Raw genomic sequence first — 15,277 nt, forward strand, 5'->3', positions numbered from 1 at the left:
CGTCCTGTCCTGTCCCCCGGGGCGTCATTTCCTGCCGGGGGTCCAGTTCATGCCCCACCCGTAGGCGTAGTCGACGGTCCGTTGCGGGCTGACGCCCCGCTCGGGCACCAGGTAGCGCGCCTCCCGCTGGACGACCAGGTCCCCGCCGGTGTTGGTGATCAGCGCCAGCGCGCACACGAGGGAGGGGACCGTGCACTCGTCGAGGGAGAAGTCGATGGGCGCCCCGTGCTGGGGCCGGAGCGTGACCGTGGCGTGCAGGTCGGCGAAGGAGCGGGCGCCCTCGTAGATGGTGACGAAGACGAGGATGCGCCGGAAGAGGTGCTTGTGGTCGAGATTGACGGTGAGGTTCTCGCCGGACGCCGCAGCGCCGGTGCGGTCGTCGCCGTCGAGGTGGATGAACGGCGGCCGGTCGAGTGCCCCGAAGGCGTTGCCGAGGGCCTGGACGACGCCCTTGCTGCCGTCGGCGAGTTCGTACAGGGCGCACAGGTCGAGGTCGAGGTCGGAGTGCAGGGCGGTGGGGCGGCCGAACTTGCTGCTCCATCCCGAGAACTGCTTGCGCACCTCCCAGTTGAGGTTCACGTGCAGGGCGCCGGAGGTGCCGCCCTGCTTGGTGAGCGAGACGGAGGGGGCGTTCTTGGTGAGCGTGACCTTGGTGAGGCGGACGGGCTCGGGCGCCGGGGGCGCGGCGGGCGGGGGCGGGGTGGTGGGCGGCGCGGTCACCGGTGGTGCGGGAGGCGAGGGCGCGGCGGCAGCAGGGGCGGGGGCCGGGGCCGCCTGCTGGGGCTCGTCCACCGTGATGCCGTAGTCCGTGGCCAGTCCCTCGAGGCCGCTGCTGTAGCCCTGTCCCACGGCACGGAACTTCCAGGCGCCCTGGCGTCGGTAGAACTCGCCCAGCACGAAGGCGGTCTCGGTGCCGGCGCCCGGGTTGTCGAAGCGGGCGACGGTGGTGCCCGCGCCCGCGTCCCGGACCTCGATGTACAGGCCCGGTACCTGCCCGAAGGTGCCGCCGTCCGCGGAGGCGGCGAGGACGATCGTCTCGATGGCGGGCTCCACGCGCGCGAGGTCGACGAGAAGCGTGTCCGTCACCTGACCGGCGGCGTCACGCTTGCCCTCGTGCCGGACGGCCCCGGAGGAGTGCGCGGGCTGGTTGTAGAAGACGAAGTCCGCGTCCGAGCGGACCTTCCCGCCGACCAGCAGCAGGGCGGAGGCGTCGGCGTCGGGGACTCCCGGGCCGCTGCGCCAGCCCAATTCGACCCGCAGTTCCCCGGTGGGCACCGGAGCGTTCGACCCCTTCGTCATGTTCATGTCCGCCCCCATTGCCGATCATTGCGCCGGGCACATCCCGGGCGCCCGTCGAGTTCCGTCCGCACAACCTATTCCTGATCGCCGCGAACTCCCATGCACGCTCGTGGAAACACTGAGGGTCAACCGCCGGTAACCCGCCTGGAACTCGGCCTTTACACGACCCACCCGCCGTTCGGCGTCCTTTTTTGCCGAGTTCGCTCGCATTGGGGATCCCGGGTCACTGCGGGCACGCAAAACAACCCTCTTATCGGTCTCCCCAACCAGCACATCGTGGGCTTAACTTATGTGCCATGACCTCCCCCCGCTCCACCTATGGCGGCGGCTACTACTCCGCCTCCTTCCCGGACACCCCGATCTACGACAGGCTCGTCGCCGAGCGGGGCACCCCGCAGATCGCCCCGATCCGGGTCCCCGCTCAGTACGACATGCCGGGCGGCAACCTCCCCGCCCTGCCCTCGGCGCTGCCCGCCCTCCCGGCAGCCCCCTCCCAGCACGCCTACGGCTATCCGCAGGCGCAGCAGCCGGCCCCGCTGCAGCAGGCGCCCGCGGCGTACATCCCGCAGCAGGCCACCGCACCGCGCGGTTATCCCGGCCCGCATCCGCAGCAGCCGCGCCCCGTGGCGCCCGCGGGGTACGAGGCGATGCGCCCCGCGGCTCCGCGGCCCGCCCCGGCGCCCTACCAGGACCCGTACCAGAGCCAGCAGTACCGCGGGTACTGAGCCGCCCCCTGGGCCGTCGGCGCCTGCTGGCACGATGGCCCCATGGGGAACGCTCACCTGCACTCGATCCACGTCCACCCGGTCAAGGCGGTCCGGGGCCTCGCGCCCGGTGAGGCCGTCGTGGAGCCCTGGGGGCTGGCCGGCGACCGGCGCTGGGCCGTGGTGGACCACGGGGGAAAGGTCCTCACCCAGCGCCGGCTGCCCCGCCTCGCCCTCGCCGCCGCCGAGTTGCTGCCCGGTGGCGGCGTCCGGCTGTCCGCGCCCGGGATGGAGCCGCTGACGGTGCCCGTCCCCCGGGCCCCGGGCACGGTGGCGATGGAGATCTTCCGCGACAAGGTCGAGGCGGTCCCGGCCGACGGCACCGACGCGCACGCCTGGTGGAGCTCCTACCTCGGCGTCGGCGCGCGCCTGGTGCACATGGACGACCCGGCGACGCGCCGCCCCGTCGCGCCGGAGTACGCACGTCCCGGCGACACCGTCTCCTTCGCCGACGGCTTTCCGCTGCTGCTCACCACCACCTCCTCCCTCGACGCCCTCAACACGTCGATCGCGCAAGGGGAACACGCGCTGGAGGGCCCGCTGCCGATGGACCGCTTCCGGCCGAACGTCGTCGTGTCGGGCACGCCGGCCTGGGCCGAGGACGGCTGGTCGCGACTGGCCGTCGGCGAGGTGGAGTTCCGCGTCGCCAAGCCCTGCGGGCGCTGTGTGGTGACCACCACCGACCAGGGCACCGGCGACCGCGGCCGGGAGCCGCTGCACACCCTCGGTCTGCACCGCCGCCTCGACGGCAAGCTCGTCTTCGGGCAGAACCTGGTCCCGCTGTCCCGGGGCACCCTCCGCGTCGGCGACCCCGTCCGGATCCTCGCGTAGCGGTCGCGCGCCGCTCGGGCCGGGCCTCCCGGGCGGGACGGGAACCGGCCCCGCGGCCCGGGCGTTGGCCTTGTGTGAGAAATTCATGAGAGGGCCCGGCGCGGGGTGACGAGGAGAGCCTTCCGCGCGCGGGACCGGGCGTGGACGGCCGCGCGGGGCCGTCCCGGAGCGGGAAGGGGGTGCGGGCCGTGCGAGCGATCAGCGGACTGTGGCGCTGGCGGCGCAACCCGCTGTGCCGTCCGACCGATCTGGCCGAAGCCTGGCTCGCGTTGACCGCCCTGCTGCTCATCCTCGTGGCCGCGCCCGTGGCCGGCGCGGTCGCCGGGGGCGCCGCCCAGGACGCCCTGCAGCGCTCCGTCCGAGCCCAGCACGAAGCCCGCCACGCGGTGACGGCGACCGTGGTCCGCGCGCTCGACCGCTCCCTGCTGGACGCCGACCCGGAGACCTCCTCGGGCCGCGACCTGCGCACCCGCGTCCTCGCCGAGTGGACGGCACCGGACGGCACGGCGCACCGCGGGACCGTCCTGGCGAGCCTCAGGGACCCGGAGCAGGGCGAACGCTTCGCGATATGGACCGACCGGCACGGCCTGCTGGTGGCCCGCCCCCTCGACGCCGCGACGGCCTCGACGCACGCGGTCCTCGCCGGCGTGGGCGCATCCCTGCTGACGGGCGCCGTCGTCGAGGCCGGCAGACGGGTCGTCGTGTGGCGCATGGTCCGCCGCCGGTACGCGCGTTGGGACCAGGAGTGGGACAGGGCGGGCCCGGACTGGGGCAGGACGGGCACCGGCAGCTGACGGCCTTCCGGCTCCGGTCAACCCACCACCCGCGCGCACGCTACGGTGGTCCGGCCGAACCCGTTCGGCACAACCCGCGCGCGAGCGAGCAGGAAGGGCGCGCCGGTGCCGATACCGCGTGCGCGACCGGGCCCCCGGGCCGGGCCCGGTCGCGGCGGCACCGGAGGAGGCGTCCCGAAGGCGAACGAGCCATCAGTACGACCGAGGTGGGGGCACAGCTACACCATGGCACAGGGCACGGTCCAGGTGACGCACACCGGTACCTCGCGGTGGCGGCGCCGCACGGGGGAGTACGCATCGCTCGCCGCGGCCCTGGAGGCGGCGGCCGACGGGGACGTGCTGACCGTCGCGCCGGGCACCTACCGGGAGAACCTCGTCCTGCAGCGCGCGATCACCCTGCGCGGGCCGGACAACTCCCCGGGCTCGGTACGGATCGCCCCCGTGGACGGGGTGCCGCTGACCGTGCGCGCCTCCGCCGTGGTGCACGACCTGCACGTGGAGGGCCAGGACGCGACCGCCCCGGCCGTGCTGGTGGAGGAGGGCACGCCGGAGCTGCGGGACGTACGGATCGTGACGCGGTCGGCGGCCGGGATAGAGGTGCGCGGCAGCGCCCGGCCGACGGTGCGCCGCTGTGCGGTGGACAACCCGGCGGGCGTCGGCATCGCCGTGGTCGACGGCGCGGGCGGGGTGTTCGAGGAGTGCGAGGTCGTCGCGGCCGGCCAGGCCGGAGTAGCCGTGCGCGGCGGCGCCCACCCCCGTCTGGAGCGCTGCCGTGTGCACCACGCGTCGGGGCCGGGGCTGTCGGCGACCGGGGAGAACTCCGCGCTGGAGGCGGTGGGCTGCGAGATCTACGAGGTCCGCGGCAGCGGGGTGCAGATCACCGGCCGGGCCACGGCCCACCTCACCGACTGCGACGTGCACCGCACGGCGGCCGACGGGGTCACCCTCGACACGGACGCGGTGCTGACCCTCGCCGACTGCCGCATCCACGACATCCCGGAGAACGCGGTCGACCTGCGCTCGCGCTCCGTCCTCACGCTGACCCGCACGACGGTGCGGCAGTTCGGGCGCAACGGCCTGTCGGTGTGGGACCCGGGCACCCGTGTGGACGCCAACCAGTGCGAGATCTTCGACAGCACGGGTGACTACCCGGCGGTGTGGGTCAGCGACGGCGCCACGGCGGTCCTGGAGTCCTGCCGCGTGCACGACGTGCCGGACGCCCTGTTCGTGCTGGACCGGGGCTCGCGCGCCGACGTCGTGGACAGCGACCTGTCGCAGGTGCGCAACACGGCCGTGTCGGTGAGCGACGGCGCGACCGCGCAGCTCGACGACTGCCGCATCCGGGACGCGGCCACGGGCGCCTGGTTCCGCGACCACGGCAGCGGCGGCACGCTGAGCAACTGCACGCTGTCGGGCACCCAGACCGGAGTGATCGTCACCAAGGGCGCCGATCCGGCGGTGGAGCGCTGCACGGTCGACTCCCCGGCGGAGGCCGGCGTCTACGTCTCGGCCGGGGGCCGGGGCAGCTTCCTGAACTGCCGGGTGACGGGCAGCGGCGGTTACGGCTTCCACGTGATCGACGGCAGCCGTACGACGTTGCGCAAGTGCCGCACGGAGCGGTGCGCGCGGGGCGGCTACGAGTTCGCCGACAGCGGCGCCGACCCGGCGTCCGCGGCGGGACCGGTGGTCGAGGACTGCACGAGCGACGAGAGCGCGGCCCTGCGGGCGTCCGCGGTGCCGGAGACGGCGGTGCAGACGGCGGAGCACTCCCCCGGTCTGCTCGGCGCGGTCCCCGGTCCGCGCGCCGAACCGGCGGCCCCCGCCCCGGCTGATCAGGCACCGGCCGAGCGGCCCGCCCGCAGCTCCAAGGACGTCCTCGGGGAACTCGACGCGCTGGTCGGCCTGGAGAGCGTCAAGCGGGAGGTGCGCGCCCTCACCGACATGATCGAGGTGGGCCGGCGCCGGATGCAGGCCGGGCTCAAGGCCGCGTCGGTCAAGCGTCACCTGGTCTTCACCGGCTCCCCCGGCACCGGCAAGACGACGGTGGCCCGGCTGTACGGCGAGATCCTCGCCTCCCTCGGTGTGCTGGACAAGGGCCACCTGGTGGAGGTGTCCCGGGTCGACCTGGTGGGCGAGCACATCGGCTCCACGGCGATCCGCACGCAGGAGGCGTTCGAGAAGGCCCGCGGCGGCGTGCTGTTCATCGACGAGGCGTACGCGCTCTCCCCGCAGGACGCGGGCCGCGACTTCGGCAAGGAGGCCATCGACACGCTGGTGAAGCTGATGGAGGACCACCGCGACGCGGTCGTGGTGATCGTCGCGGGCTACACCGCCGAGATGGAGCACTTCCTGTCGGTCAACCCCGGTGTCGCCTCCCGCTTCTCACGGACCATCACCTTCAGCGACTACGGCCCGCAGGACCTGCTGCGGATCGTGGAGCAGCAGGCGGAGGAGCACGAGTACCGGCTGGCGCCGGGCGCCGCGCAGGCGCTGCTGACGTACTTCTCCGACCTGCCCAAGGGCCCGGCGTTCGGCAACGGCCGTACGGCACGGCAGACGTTCGAGGCGATGGTGGAGCGGCACGCGAGCCGGGTCGCCCAGGTCGCCGAGCCCACCACCGACGACCTGACACTGCTGTACGCGGAGGACCTGCCCGAGGTGGTGTGAGCCCGCGCCGGCCTAGGCGGCCGGCGGCTCGGGGGTCTCGCGGGGCGGGGGAACGGCCGGCGTGAGCCGGCTCAGCAGCTTGTGCCGCTCCTCGGCGAAGACCGGGTCGGCCCGGTAGTCGGAGTGGCCGAGGATCGGCGCGGGCAGCGGCAGCCGGGCGGTGCGGCCGTAGGCCAGGGGGTCCTTCAACGGGGCGTGGTCGACGGCGGGTCCGCCGTCGCCGGACAGGCGCACCGGGCCGCCGATGGGGTCGGTGAGCCGGTACAGGTTGCGCCAGCAGTCGACCTCGCGGTGCAGGGAGCCGAGCGCGGCGGGCCCGAAGTGCGCCGGGAACCAGCGGCCGTACAGCCGTTCCAGCGGTGAGCCGTAGGTGAGCAGTGCGACCCTCCTGCGGGCGGACGGGGCCAGTTGCCAGGCCGCGGCGGCGGCGAGCACGCTGCCCTGCGAGTGCCCGGAGATGACCAGGCGGCCGCCGGTGGCCCGGGTCCAGGTGGCGATGCGCCAGGTGAGGTCGGGCACCGCGCGCTCGGCGTAGCAGGGCGGGGCGAACGGGTGGGCGGCGCGCGGCCAGAAGGTGCCGACGTCCCACAGGATGCCGATGGTGCGGCGGGCGGCGGCGTCCTTGTAGGCGCGCCGGCCCCAGGTGACGAACAGGATGAACCCGAGGCCGATGAGCCAGGAGCCGAGGGCCTCGGCGGTCTCGGCGGCGCCGTGGACGACGGGGTAGGTGCCCCGTGCGGCCTCGCCGGGCGTCCGGTCGGTGACGAGCGCCCCCACGAGGGCGCCCGCGCCGAGGAGCAGGGTGACGCCCGAGACGACGGCGACGACGCGGGGTCCCCGGTCGGTGAGCGAGGCCATGGCGCGGATGTAGGCGATACGGCGGGTGCGGGCACGGTCCTGGACCTCGTCGGGGTAGTCCCGCGCCACGGCGTCCCGTTCCTCGCGGGCCAGGCGCCAGGCGCGCCGGGCCAGCCAGCCGACCAGCCCCATTAGCACCACCAGCAGGGGCGGGATGACGGACGCCTGCCAGGTCAGCAGCACCGGCGGGCCGGCGATCACCGTGCCCGTCCCGTCCAGCCAGTCGGCCACGCGCTGGGACACGCCCCCGGACATCACCCCGCCCAGGGCGCAGGCGAGCATCGCCACGGCCGGCCCGCCCAGGCCCCGCAGCACGGCCCGGCGGTCGGGGTCGGTGCGGTGCAGGGCATGGGCGACGACGGCGAGGCAGATCACGAGCAGGCCCTGGACCAGGGCGATCATGCCGAAGGTGGTGTCACCGGGCAGTCTGCCCTCCGACCTCCACCCCGGGCGCTCCCAGCCGGCGTAGAGCACGGTGAGGGCGAGCAGGGCCAGCGCGACGGGCGGCAGGCGCCGAACGTGGCGCTCGTCGAGTTCCCGGTCGAGGCGGTTCTCGCTGCGGCCCCGACGGCACACCACCCAGACCACGGCGAGGGCGCACGCGGCGAGCGCCGCCTCCAGCGCCATGCCGAGCAGGTGCAGCACGGCCGGGCCGCCGGGCTCGCGGTCGTGGCGTGCGGCGGCGCTGCCGACGGCGGCGGCGACCGTGACCAGCCCGGCGGCGGTGTGCGCGGCGCGCAGCCGGGCGACCAGCCGGCGCCCGTACCAGAAGCCGGGCCGGGCGAGCGCGGTCGGTCCGCTCTCCTCCTCGGGCTCCGGGGCGCGTGCTGCGGGCGTGTGGGACTCGTAGTCGTTCCAGGTGCGCCGGGACAGGTACCACAGCAGGACGGTCAGGGCGGTGGGGACGGCGGCGGCCAGGGCGAGCCGGCGGCCGGGGGCGCTCCACCAGCCGCCGTCGGAGACGGTGGGTGACAGGAAGCCGAGCCAGCTGTGGCGGTCGGCGCACGCGGTGGTGCCGGCGCACTGCCACGCCGCGAGGTCCAGGGCGACCTCGCAGGCCGCCGCGACGAGCAGCACCGTCAGGGTCAGCGCCGTGAGCCGCACCAGCAGGCCGTACAGCCGGACGGTGCGGCGGCGGCGGCCGTGCGCGGTGGGGCGCATCCAGTGGGCGAGGTTGACGACCATGAACGGCAGCAGCAGGAGCCACAGGGCGCGGATGCCGTTGCCGGAGGTGAGGTTGCACCAGACGTAGGCCTCGGGCACCGGTTCGTCGCGGCGGCGGCCGGGGGTGTCCTCGGCGTCCACGTCGTCGGCGCGCCGGAAGACGGCGGCCGTGTCGTCGCCGGTGACGCGCACCGTTCGCGGGTCGTTGAGCATCTCCTGCGGCGTGGTGCCGCCCACGCCGTGGACCAGCAGTTCCAGGGCGGTCTCCCCCGCCCGCTCCGCGGGGCCGCCGGATCCACCGGGTCCGTCGGCCGAGGCCTGTTCCTGCGCACGTTCCACTGATACGCACTTCCCCGTGACGCGCCGTCGGCTCTGTCCGTGCGGGCACAGGATCTCCACTCCCGCGGCGCCCTACACCTGCTGTCACGGAATCTCCCCGTTCCGTGACGCGGGTGACGCGGAGGAGGTGCCCTCGATGACGTGAATGCGACCAGTGGTCGGTGGCGCCGTCCGGACACCGCCGTGCGAGGATGGGGCGTCCGCGCACCGGAGCCCGGGGGAAATGTCCTGGTGGGCGGGGATGCGCGGAGCATGACGGACGGCACTGAGGCGAAAGGACCGGAGCGTACGTGAGTGAGAATCAGAACCTCCTCGCGGAGCAGCGGCGATCCCTGATCCTCGACGAGGTGCGCCGCCGGGGCGGTGTGCGGGTCAACGAGCTCACCCGCAAGCTCGGTGTGTCGGACATGACGGTCCGCCGCGACCTCGACGCGCTGGCCCGCCAGGGCGTGCTGGAGAAGGTGCACGGCGGCGCGGTCCCGGTGATCGAGGCGAGCACCCACGAGCCGGGCTTCGAGGCCAAGTCGGGCCTGGAGCTCACCGCCAAGGAGGACATCGCGCGGGCGGCGGCGAAGCTGGTCGCGCCGGGCGCGGCCATCGCGCTGTCGGGCGGCACGACGACCTACGCGCTGGCGCAGCAGCTGCTGGACGTGCCCGACTTGACGGTGGTCACCAACTCGGTGCGGGTCGCGGACGTCTTCCACGCGGCGCAGCGCACGTCGGGTCCGCGGCAGGGCGCGGCGACGGTGGTGCTGACCGGTGGTGTGCGTACGCCCTCCGACTCGCTGGTGGGGCCGGTGGCCGACCAGGCCATCGCGGCGCTCCACTTCGACCTGCTGTTCCTGGGTGTGCACGGCATATCGGTCGAGGCCGGGCTGTCGACGCCGAATCTCGCGGAGGCGGAGACGAACCGGCGGCTCGTGCAGTCGGCCCGGCGCGTGGTGGTGGTCGCGGATCACACCAAGTGGGGCAAGGTGGGGCTGAGTTCGTTCGCCGCGCTGGAGCAGATCGACACCCTGGTGACGGACGCCGGGCTGCCGGACGAGGCCCGCGGAGTGGTCACGGAGCGTCTGCGGCGGCTGGTGGTGGCCGGCGAGCCGGAGCCCGACGGGGACCAGGACGCCTGACCGGCCGGAGGCGGAAGCGCCGACCGGCCAATGCGAAGGACCTCCGGCCGGTGGGGGCGACGGACGGCTTCCTGGTCAAGCGGAAGGCCCAGGCCGGGTGGAGCGACGGACAGGTCCCCGGTCATACGGAAGGCCCTCGGCCGGATAGAGCGACGGACAGCTCCCCGGTCATACGGAAGGCCCTCGGCCGGATAGAGCGACGGACAGCTCCCCGGTTGTGCGGAGAGCCCACCAGCCGACAAGGCGACACACCGCCCATCGGCCACGCAGAAGACCCGACCGGGTAAGGCGGCGGACAGTTCCCGGTCGCCCGGAAGGCCCCCGGCCGACAGGGCGACACACCGCCCACCGGCCACACCGAAGGCCCCCGACCGGGTAGCGCACGGACAGTTCCCTGGCTGCGCACCAGGCCCTCCGCCAGCCGGGCGACCGACGGCCACGCGTCACGCGGAGGCCCCCGGGCCGATCGCAGGCGCCGGCGTCGCCCCGCCGGCCGCCCCCGCCCCGCCCGGGGCACCCTCACCGGAGCCGGCGTGCGCCCCGCGTGCGCCCCTCCGGCGCCCCCGGCACGCCGGAGGGGCCGGCCCGTCTCAGCAGGGCCAGACGCCGGTCTCCAGCAGCGAGTCGATCGCCTCGCTGTACGGCGCGACGTCGAGCCCTTGCGCAGCCAGCCAGGCGTCCGAGTAGTACTTGTCGAGGTACCGGTCCCCCGGGTCGCACAGCAGGGTCACGACGCTGCCCCGCCGCCCCTCGGACACCATCTCCGCGACGATCTTCAGCGCGCTCCACAGGCCCGTGCCGGTGGAACCGCCCGCCTTGCGGCCGATGACCCGCTCCAGTGCCCGTACGGCGGCGACGCTGGCCGCGTCGGGCACCTTCATCATCCGGTCGATCGCGCCGGGCACGAAGCTCGGCTCCATCCGGGGCCGGCCGATGCCCTCGATGCGCGAGCCGCAGTCGCACGTGACGTCCGGGTCGCCGGTGGTCCAGCCCTCGAAGAAGCACGAGTTCTCCGGGTCGGCGACGCACACGCGCGTGTCGTACTGCATGTAGTGCACGTAGCGCGCCAGGGTCGCCGAGGTGCCGCCGGTGCCCGCCGTGGCGACGATCCAGGCCGGTTCCGGGAACCGCTCCAGGCGCAGCTGGCGGAAGATGGACTCGGCGATGTTGTTGTTCCCGCGCCAGTCGGTGGCACGTTCGGCGTAGGTGAACTGGTCCATGTAGTGGCCGCCGGTCTCGGCCGCCAGACGGGCGGACTCCTCGTACATCGTGCGGGGGTCGTCCACGAAGTGGCAGCGGCCGGCGTGGAATTCGATGAGGCGGATCTTCTCGGCGCTCGTCGTGCGTGGCATGACGGCGATGAACGGGACGCCGATCAGCTTCGCGAAGTACGCCTCGGAGACGGCGGTCGAGCCGCTGGAGGCCTCGATGACGGGCCGGTCCGGCCTGATCCAGCCGTTGCACAGGCCGTACAGGAACAGGGAGCGGGCCAGCCGGTGCTTGAGGCTTCCGGTGGGGTGGGTCGACTCGTCCTTCAGGTACAGGTCGATGCCCCACTGCTCGGGCAGGGGGAACTGCAGCAGGTGCGTGTCGGCCGAGCGGTTGGCGTCGGCCTGCACTCTGCGGACGGCTTCTTTCAGCCACGCGCGGTAGGCGCCGTCACTGTGGTCGACGTCGAGGGTCACGCCGGTGCGGATCTGCTGGGGGGTGCTCACGAGGGTGCTCCTAACGCTGCGCGCCGTCGACGCGTCGCGCGGCCGACACCTCGATCATAAGCACCCGGCGCACGCTTCTCACCTGCATAAACGCATCTTTGAGCCCCCCAAAGCGCCCCCTGGGGCAGGGCCGGTGCAAGGGGGCGCGCACACCCGGGGGCGCATCGGCGGGTGTGCTGCGGGCGCCCCCCGGCCAGGGTCTCGCGGGCACTGGTGCTCGACGCCGGGCAGGGGCAGACTGCACCGCGGGACCGGGACTCCGGGCGGGGTGACGGCGGGGATGTCGACCGCCGCGGGCACTGCGCCGGAACCGCGGTCCCGGGCACGGCGCACCACCGGAACTCGGGTGCGCCGCGGCCGGAGACGGGGACACACCGGACGGGCACACTGGATCGCGAACGAGCCCGTACCGCACTCCGCGTGCAGCGGGGGCGGTGCGCCGAGACGCACAAGGGGGCGGGTGGCATGGCGGAGCCGGAGTTCAGCGCCACGGGCGTGCGGATCGGAAAGCGGCTGCGCTCGCTCACCCGGGCCGGCCAGGTCCGGATCAGCGACGGCCGGCTCGAGTTGCTCACCAGCTACGGCAGCGAGATCGACAGCGCTCCGGTCCAGGCCGTCCGCGCCTCCAAACCCTGGTTCGGTCCCGATGACCGGGCCACGGCGGATCTCAACGGCAATCGGTACCTGCTCACCCTGGGCGATCACGACCCCGCCCCGGGCGAGCCGGGACCGCCGGCCGCACGGCGTTTCATCGAGGCCGTGCGCCGGGCGTCGGGGCGTGACGACTGAGATGCACGCGAGTTGCGGTACCTCACCCCTTGCGCCACTCTGGTCTCACGTCACTCTGGGTTTACCGGCGATAACGCTGCGAACCAGCCCGCCGGCCACGACAGCGGGCGAGAGTGCCACGAAGACGCCCTGCTGGATCCGAACTCCGTGTTCTTCCGGACCTCACGTCGGGGAGTCGCAGCCGTGATCAGCATTCCGAGCAGGCACTGCACGGTGGAGCTTCAGGCCCTGCCGTCGCGGATCGGCCAGGTCCGCAGAATCGTATCTGCGCAATTGCGCTACTGGCATCTGGACCCCTTGATCGACCGGGCCTCGCTCGGTGTGACCGAGCTGCTGTCCAACGTCCACCGCCACGCACAGCCGGACAAGACGTGCACCGTCGAGATAGAGCTGCTGCTCGACCGGCTCACCGTCTCGGTACGCGACGGCGACCCCCGGATGCCCGTCGTCGACGACGCCGAACCGCTGGCGACCTGCGGACGCGGGCTCGCCATGGTCGCCGCCATGAGCGAGAGCTGGGGCGTCCGGCCGGACGGCGAGTCCGGCAAGGTCGTGTGGTTCACCCTGCCGACCGCCTCCACCGCCCTGGCCACGCCGTCGCGCCGGACGCGCCACGCCGTCAAGGAGAAACCGGTGCGCAGGTTCGCGGAGGTCGGGCACTCCACCGACGGGCTCCTGCCCGACCATGCTCCCGCCCGGTCCGCCGTTGCCGGTTGACCGGGCGGTGACCACCGTTCGCACGACGGCCGCCGGGTGGCGTACGCCGCGTACCGGTTGACGCGCCCCGCCGGGCGCGCCGCCGGGGCGTGCGCCACCCGGCGGCGGCCCTCGACTCTGTACCTACTGGTATGTACAGTAGCGGCCGTGAGCACTTCTGAGCGGCTGATCGAGTCGACCCGCGAACTGCTGTGGGAGCGCGGGTACGTGGGCACCAGCCCCAAGGCGATCCTGGCGCGGGCGGACGCCGGGCAGGGCAGCATGTACCACCACTTCAAGGGCAAGCCCGACCTGGCGCAGACCGCCATCCGGCGTACGGCCGAGGAGATGCGCACCACCGCCGCCGACATCCTCGACGGCCCGGGCACGCCCTACGAGCGTGTCGAGGCGTATCTCCGGCGGGAGCGGGACGTGCTGCGGGGCTGCCCGGTCGGCAGGCTGACCATGGACCCGGACGTCATCGCCAGTCCCGAACTGCGGGCCCCGGTGGGCGAGACGCTCGACTGGCTGCGCGGGCGCATCGCCGGGATCGTCGAAGAGGGCAAGGAACAGGGCCAGTTCGCGTCCGCCCTGGACGCCTCGGAGATCGCCGCCGCCGTCGTCGCGACGGTGCAGGGCGGTTACGTCCTCGCCCGGGCCTCCGGCTCCCCCGCCGCGTTCGACGCGGGGGTGCGCGGACTGCTCTCCCTGCTGACACCGCCGACCCCCTGAGGACTGCGCCGTGCACGCCATGCAGTACGAGCTCACCCTGCCCGCCGACTACGACATGGGCATCGTCCGCGACCGGGTGGCCCGCCGGGGACACCTGCTGGACGACTGGGACGGACTGGGCCTCAAGGCCTACCTGATCCGCGAACGCGGCGTGCGCGGCTCGGCCGTCAACCAGTACGCGCCCTTCTACCTGTGGAACACCGTCGAGGGCATGAACTCCTTCCTGTGGGGCGGCGGTTTCCAGGGCGTCAGCGACGACTTCGGACGGCCCTCGGCCCTTCAGTGGACGGGCCTGGCGTACGAGGAAGGGGCGGGCACGCACGCCCGATTCGCGGTGCGCCGGCGGCACGCGTTCCCCGCCGGGGAGCCCCTGGCCGAGGTGGCACGGGACGCGGCGGACGAAGCCCGGCGGCTGGCCGCGCAGGAGGGGACCGTGCTCGCCGCGGCGGCCGTCGACACGAGCCGCTGGGAGCTGCTGCACTTCTCCCTCCGGGAGCACGCGGCGGCCGGCGCCGGCGACGAGGTGTTCGAGGTGCTGCACCTGTCGGCGCCCGGACGCGGACGGCTGCCCCGGGGCCGTCAGTGGTGACCACCGTCCGGACGGTCCTGGGGGACGTGTCCCCCGGCGACCTGGGTGTGTGCGACGCCCACGACCACCTGTTCTTCGGCACCCCCCGGCTGCCCGGCCAGGAGCTGCGCAGCCTCGCGGCGGCGCGGGCGGAGCTGACGGCGTTCCGGGAGGAGGGCGGCGGGACCGTCGTGCAGTGGACTCCGTACGGGCTCGGGCGGCGGGCGGCCGATCTGCCGCCGCTGTCCCGGGAGACGGGCGTGCACGTGGTGGCGGCGACCGGCCTCCACCAGGCGGTGCACTACGACGAGGGCACCCTGGACCGGCTCCGGGGACGGCTGGCCGAGGTCTTCGTGGCCGAACTCACCGAGGGCATCGGGACGTCGGGGGTGCGAGCGGGGCTGATCAAGGTCGCGGGCGGCTTCCACGCCCTGGACGCGCACGCCCGCTGGACCATGCGGGCGGCGGCCGAGGCGCATCACGCGACGGGCGCGACGATCGCCGTGCACCTGGAGCTCGGCACCGCGGCGCCGGACGTGCTCGACCTGCTGTGCGGGGACCTGGGCGTGGCACCGCACCGGGTCGTGCTCGGGCACCTGAACCGCTCCCCGGACCCCGTGGTGCACCGGCAGGTCGCGGAATCCGGCTGCTACCTGGCGTTCGACGGCCCGTCACGCGCCCACCACGCCACGGACTGGCGGATGCCCGACGCCGTGCGGGCCCTCGCGGACGCCGGGTTCGGCGACCGGCTGCTGCTGGGCGCGGACACGACGACGGCCGCCGCCCGTTCGGTGGACGGCGGCCCAGGGATGCCTCACCTGCTGCGCCGCGTCCGGCCCCGGCTCGTCCACGCGGTGGGCGAGGAACTGGTCGGGCGCATCCTCACCGAGAACCCGGGACGGGCGTTCGCGGTGCCGTGGCACTGAGCACCGCG

The 15,277-nt window shown here is 74.1% G+C and carries 13 protein-coding genes; 10 read left to right on the plus strand and 3 right to left on the minus strand.

Annotation, left to right across the window (positions count from 1 at the left end; all coding sequences use genetic code 11):
• Positions 1–24 precede the first annotated feature (24 nt).
• Positions 25–1,299 (minus strand): TerD family protein, encoded by a 1,275-nt coding sequence (locus ACZ4M5_RS12875; protein ID WP_467736549.1) that lies wholly within the window; start codon positions 1,297–1,299, stop codon positions 25–27.
• Positions 1,300–1,595: 296 nt separating this feature from the next.
• Between ACZ4M5_RS12875 and ACZ4M5_RS12880 the strand changes: the two genes are divergently transcribed.
• From ACZ4M5_RS12880 to ACZ4M5_RS12895, 4 genes are all read left to right on the plus strand, one after another.
• Complete coding sequence (locus ACZ4M5_RS12880) at positions 1,596–2,024, plus strand: DUF6643 family protein (RefSeq protein WP_467735930.1); 429 nt, start codon at positions 1,596–1,598, stop codon at positions 2,022–2,024.
• A 42-nt stretch (positions 2,025–2,066) separates the two neighbouring features.
• Positions 2,067–2,894 carry an MOSC domain-containing protein gene (locus tag ACZ4M5_RS12885; RefSeq protein WP_467735932.1) on the plus strand — a complete coding sequence of 276 codons (828 nt, stop codon included), beginning with the start codon at positions 2,067–2,069 and terminating at the stop codon, positions 2,892–2,894.
• Between the two features lie 188 nt (positions 2,895–3,082).
• Positions 3,083–3,688, plus strand: a complete 606-nt coding sequence (locus tag ACZ4M5_RS12890; protein ID WP_467735934.1) for an Rv1733c family protein — start codon at positions 3,083–3,085, stop codon at positions 3,686–3,688.
• Between the two features lie 225 nt (positions 3,689–3,913).
• Positions 3,914–6,355: a right-handed parallel beta-helix repeat-containing protein gene (locus tag ACZ4M5_RS12895; protein WP_467735936.1), complete on the plus strand. Its 2,442-nt coding sequence runs from the start codon at positions 3,914–3,916 to the stop codon at positions 6,353–6,355.
• A 12-nt stretch (positions 6,356–6,367) separates the two neighbouring features.
• Here ACZ4M5_RS12895 and ACZ4M5_RS12900 read toward each other — a convergent pair whose 3' ends face one another.
• Positions 6,368–8,716: a hypothetical protein gene (locus ACZ4M5_RS12900; protein WP_467735938.1), complete on the minus strand. Its 2,349-nt coding sequence runs from the start codon at positions 8,714–8,716 to the stop codon at positions 6,368–6,370.
• 290 nt (positions 8,717–9,006) lie between these two features.
• On the opposite strand from ACZ4M5_RS12900, the gene ACZ4M5_RS12905 reads away from it, so the two are divergent.
• Entirely contained in the window at positions 9,007–9,843 is an 837-nt protein-coding gene (locus tag ACZ4M5_RS12905; protein WP_467735940.1) for a DeoR/GlpR family DNA-binding transcription regulator, read from the plus strand.
• Positions 9,844–10,433: 590 nt separating this feature from the next.
• On the opposite strand, the gene cds1 is transcribed toward ACZ4M5_RS12905, so the two are convergent.
• Positions 10,434–11,558, minus strand: coding sequence for an L-cysteine desulfhydrase Cds1 (gene cds1 / locus ACZ4M5_RS12910; RefSeq protein ID WP_467735942.1), 1,125 nt, complete (start codon positions 11,556–11,558; stop codon positions 10,434–10,436).
• A 465-nt stretch (positions 11,559–12,023) separates the two neighbouring features.
• Between cds1 and ACZ4M5_RS12915 the strand changes: the two genes are divergently transcribed.
• From ACZ4M5_RS12915 to ACZ4M5_RS12935, 5 genes are all read left to right on the plus strand, one after another.
• Positions 12,024–12,347: a hypothetical protein gene (locus ACZ4M5_RS12915; protein WP_369194016.1), complete on the plus strand. Its 324-nt coding sequence runs from the start codon at positions 12,024–12,026 to the stop codon at positions 12,345–12,347.
• Between the two features lie 183 nt (positions 12,348–12,530).
• On the plus strand, positions 12,531–13,064 hold the full coding sequence (locus ACZ4M5_RS12920; RefSeq protein ID WP_467735944.1) for an ATP-binding protein: 534 nt from the start codon (positions 12,531–12,533) through the stop codon (positions 13,062–13,064).
• Between the two features lie 147 nt (positions 13,065–13,211).
• On the plus strand, positions 13,212–13,775 hold the full coding sequence (locus ACZ4M5_RS12925; RefSeq protein ID WP_467735946.1) for a TetR/AcrR family transcriptional regulator: 564 nt from the start codon (positions 13,212–13,214) through the stop codon (positions 13,773–13,775).
• Between the two features lie 10 nt (positions 13,776–13,785).
• On the plus strand, positions 13,786–14,364 hold the full coding sequence (locus ACZ4M5_RS12930) for a DUF4865 family protein (protein ID WP_467735948.1): 579 nt from the start codon (positions 13,786–13,788) through the stop codon (positions 14,362–14,364).
• Entirely contained in the window at positions 14,361–15,269 is a 909-nt protein-coding gene (locus ACZ4M5_RS12935; protein WP_467736551.1) for a phosphotriesterase family protein, read from the plus strand. The genes ACZ4M5_RS12930 and ACZ4M5_RS12935 overlap by 4 nt, the downstream gene beginning before the upstream one ends.
• Positions 15,270–15,277 lie beyond the last annotated feature (8 nt).

The organism is Streptomyces sp. NPDC026246 (genome assembly GCF_055567995.1).

Bases quoted from the DNA above. Each gene is read 5' to 3' on its own strand.
- ACZ4M5_RS12875 (WP_467736549.1), bottom strand. From the start codon at position 1,299: ATGACGAAGGGGTCGAACGCTCCGGTGCCCACCGGGGAACTGCGGGTC.
- ACZ4M5_RS12880 (WP_467735930.1), top strand. From the start codon at position 1,596: ATGACCTCCCCCCGCTCCACCTATGGCGGCGGCTACTACTCCGCCTCC.
- ACZ4M5_RS12885 (WP_467735932.1), top strand. From the start codon at position 2,067: ATGGGGAACGCTCACCTGCACTCGATCCACGTCCACCCGGTCAAGGCG.
- ACZ4M5_RS12895 (WP_467735936.1), top strand. From the start codon at position 3,914: ATGGCACAGGGCACGGTCCAGGTGACGCACACCGGTACCTCGCGGTGG.
- ACZ4M5_RS12915 (WP_369194016.1), top strand. From the start codon at position 12,024: ATGGCGGAGCCGGAGTTCAGCGCCACGGGCGTGCGGATCGGAAAGCGG.